At 58.4% G+C, this 3,459-nt stretch carries 4 protein-coding genes; all 4 read left to right on the top strand.

Features of this window, described 5'->3' with window-relative positions:
* The first annotated feature begins 494 nt into the window (after positions 1 to 494).
* The gene (locus tag GSQ91_RS09905; RefSeq protein ID WP_158821401.1) at positions 495 to 848 is read left to right on the top strand and encodes a YciI family protein; all 354 of its coding nucleotides are present in this window, start codon (positions 495 to 497) and stop codon (positions 846 to 848) included.
* A gap of 30 nt (positions 849 to 878) precedes the next feature.
* Positions 879 to 1,460, top strand: a complete 582-nt coding sequence (locus GSQ91_RS09900; RefSeq protein ID WP_158821400.1) for a dihydrofolate reductase family protein — start codon at positions 879 to 881, stop codon at positions 1,458 to 1,460.
* A 52-nt stretch (positions 1,461 to 1,512) separates the two neighbouring features.
* Entirely contained in the window at positions 1,513 to 2,775 is a 1,263-nt protein-coding gene (locus tag GSQ91_RS09895) for an RNA polymerase sigma factor (RefSeq protein WP_158821399.1), read from the top strand.
* Between the two features lie 106 nt (positions 2,776 to 2,881).
* A complete protein-coding gene (locus GSQ91_RS09890; RefSeq protein ID WP_158821398.1) occupies positions 2,882 to 3,271 on the top strand; it encodes a YciI family protein in 390 nt (129 codons plus the stop codon).
* Positions 3,272 to 3,459: the final 188 nt, after the last annotated feature.

The following is a 3,459-nucleotide window of genomic DNA, read 5'->3' as shown; positions in this document are numbered from 1 at the left end:
CTGACTGGCACAAAAACAACTAAACAAACCAGGTCAACCTACCGTTGTTCGCGCAGACGGGCCGCCCCTAGGGTGGCCCTTGGTGTGTCTGGACTCCTCCAGTCCTCGCCCACGCATCGGTTGAACGTCTCCTGAAACGGCTCGCCACTCGGGAGTTACAGATCACTTCCCCATAAGCCGCCTTCGCATTACTCGCTCTCGAGCTGGGCACCGCCGAATTCAGGGGCTGATTGCGCGCAGGATCATGCCAGCCATGATGGGATGGCGGAATTCCTGAAAGGTCTGGAGGAGGGCGAGGAGAGCATCTTCTCCTTGGAAACAGAGAAAAACATGCCAGGCGCCTCCTACGAACGGCGTGAAGCCGCCGCCAGAGCTAAAAAAATCCCAGAAATAAAATTTTCCTGGCGGCTTGTAGAATCCCGTCCTGACCGTTCGTCGTTATAGTGAAGGCCGGGAAAAGAACCCCGGCTGAAGGACGATTACAGGAGAAAAACATGCCGCAATTTCTGGTTGCTATTCACCACCCCGACAACTATGACACGTCCCTTGAAACCGAGGCCATGATCCGCGATATCGATGTGCTCAACGAAGAGATGGCGGCTGCCGGTGCCAGGTTCTTCGCCGGCGGCCTGCAATCGGCGCCCCACGCGAAATCACTGCGTAAGCAGCCTGGCGGAGAGGTAGTCCTCACCGACGGCCCCTACCTCGAAGCCAAGGAACACATCGGCGGCTTTTGGATACTCGACGCAGCCAACATCGATGAGGCCGTGGCGTGGGGACGTAAGGCCGTCGTCGCTTGCCGCGCATCGGTCGAGGTTCGCGAGTTCCTCGCAATGCCAACAGAATAGAAACTCCCACCCCAGAACAAGGAGACTCCCATGAGAAAGCTCAAAATCATCGAACACATCTCGCTGGACGGCGTGATGCAGACCGTCCGCCAGGACGACGACTTTCCCTACGGCGACTGGACCGCGCCCTATCGGACCCCCGCTGGTAGAGAGGCAATCCTCGCGGCACATGGCGAGAGCTTCGATCTGTTGCTTGGCCGTCGCACCTACGATCTCTGGTCAGGCTTCTGGCCAAAGGCGCCGAGCACTCCGATCGGGGACCGCCTCAATGCGGCAAAAAAATATATCGCGACCCACCGTCCGGAAAGTCTTGCGTGGGGCCCGTTCGAGGGCGTTGGGCCGGACATTGTTGAGGACATTCGCCGCATCAAGTCGCAGAACGGCCCAAATCTTATCCTCTCGGGCAGCTCCACGCTGACATCCACGCTGCTCGAACATGGGCTTGCGGATGAAGTCCTGCTGGTCGTCTATCCGGTCCTCTTGGGCACGGGAAAGCGCTTCTTTGCGGCGGGAACCCCGGCACGCGCCTTCGAGCTCATCAGCACGAACGTAACGCCGACCGGCATCGTCTTCAGTCATTACAAGGTCGCCGGCCCTTTGAAGACCGCTTAGTTCGAATACGCGGCATCGTCAGTGAATACCAGAACGTCGTACTCTAGCAGGCATGAACGATGTGCCTAAGGCGATTGAGGCCGCGTGGAAGATCGAATCCACACGGATCATCGCCGCCATTGCTCGAGTCACCCACGATATCGGCATCGCAGAAGAACTGGCCCAGGACGCCCTGGTGACTGCGCTCGAACTCTGGCCCAAAGAAGGCATCCCCGAAAACCCCGGCGCGTGGCTGATGACAGCGGCCAAACGGCGCGCCATAGATTCATTCCGCCGTGGTCGCATGCTGGAACTAAAGCACGGTGAGATTACGCGGGAACTGGAATTTCAGCAGCAGCGGCTGGGTGAAGCCATGGATCAAGCTCTGGACCAGGTCATTGATGATGATGTTCTCCGCCTCATCTTTACCGCGTGCCATCCAGTGCTGGCCGTCGAGGGCCGCGTTGCGCTCACGCTGCGCGTGGCTTGCGGTCTCACCACGACCGAGATTGCCCGGTCTTTCCTGGTGCCGGAGAAGACGATGGGACAGCGGATCTTTCGTGCCAAGAAGACACTGTCCGACGCTCATGTTCCCTTTGAGACTCCGCGCGGCGACGCTTTGAGAAAGAGGGTTGAATCCGTACTGTCTGTGGTCTACCTGATCTTCAACGAGGGATACACCGCAACCTCTGGAGAGGAGTGGATGCGGGCAACACTGTGCACGGAAGCAATCCGCCTTGGCCGCATGCTGGCAAAGCTTCTTCCTGAGGAGGCCGAAGTTTATGGTCTGCTGGCGTTGATGGAATTGCAGGCATCGCGCACGGCTGCGCGTCGAGGAAAAGATGGCGAAGCAGTTCTGTTGCCGGACCAGGACCGATCCTTGTGGAACCACGCGCAGATTCAGCGAGGCATGGCCGCGCTGGATCGCGCACAGAAGCTGGGTGGCGGCGTCAACAGCTACACGTTGCAGGCGGCAATTGCTGCGTGTCACGCGCAAGCCAACACCGCAGCAGAGACCGACTGGGGGCGGGTCGTGCTTCTCTATGACGCTCTGCTTCAGGTCATCCCCTCTCCGATCGTCGCGCTCAACCGCGCGGTAGCCGTCGGAATGGCCCACGGACCGGCCGCTGGACTCCAGGCGCTGGATGCTATCGCGGCTGAGCCCGCGCTGGCCAACTATCATCTGCTACCCAGCGTCAGGGGAGATCTGCTTGTGAAGCTGGAACGATATGCCGAAGCGCGTGAAGAGCTTCAACGCGCCCTTGCAATGACAGACAACGTTCGCGAGCAAGCGTTGCTGTCGAAAAAACTAGAGCAGGCGACATTCCTGAATTAAGACAAAATCTTGGCCCTCTGTAGAATTCGGGCCTTGCCATTCGTCGACATAATGAAGGCAGGTCAGACTGACCGTCCGGAAATCGTTACAGGATCAAGGAGAAGTTATGCCGCATTATTTGGTTGCGATTCAACTCCCCGACAACTTCGACCCGTCCACACAGAGCGCAGAGACGGTACACAATATCAACGTGCTCAACGACGAGTTGGAAGCTGCTGGTGCCAGGCTCGTCGCTGCCGGCCTCAGCGCACCCAGCCACGCGAAGTCGCTGCGGCCACAGCCCAATGGCGAAGTGCTCATCACCGACGGCCCGTATCTGGAAACCAAGGAGCACGTTGGCGGTTTTACGATACTGGAAGCTGCTGATATGGACGAGGCGCTGGAGTGGGCCCGCAAGTCTGTCATCGCCTGCCGGACGCCGGTCGAAGTGCGCGAAATCCCCTACAGCAACCTGCCGAAGGGCACACCTCATCCATCGCGCCAGCGAAAGACGTAAGCACCCCACCAGCTCCTCTTCCTACCTCGACAACCGTCTCGGCGACGGCAACATCCGCAGCACGCGAGAGCATTTTCCCTATGGGTGTAGACCGAAAGCAAAGATCTAAAAGTTTTTTTACAAATTCAGGGAACCATAGAAAAGCTCTCTTCGTATGAGTCTATGTAAGCAGAGATGAGATCGCTAAG

Source organism: Granulicella sp. S156, assembly GCF_009766105.1.
Taxonomy (GTDB): Bacteria; Acidobacteriota; Terriglobia; order Terriglobales; family Acidobacteriaceae; genus Granulicella.
The sequence above is the reverse complement of the archived record's forward strand: the minus strand, read 5'-3'. Positions and strand labels throughout refer to the sequence as shown.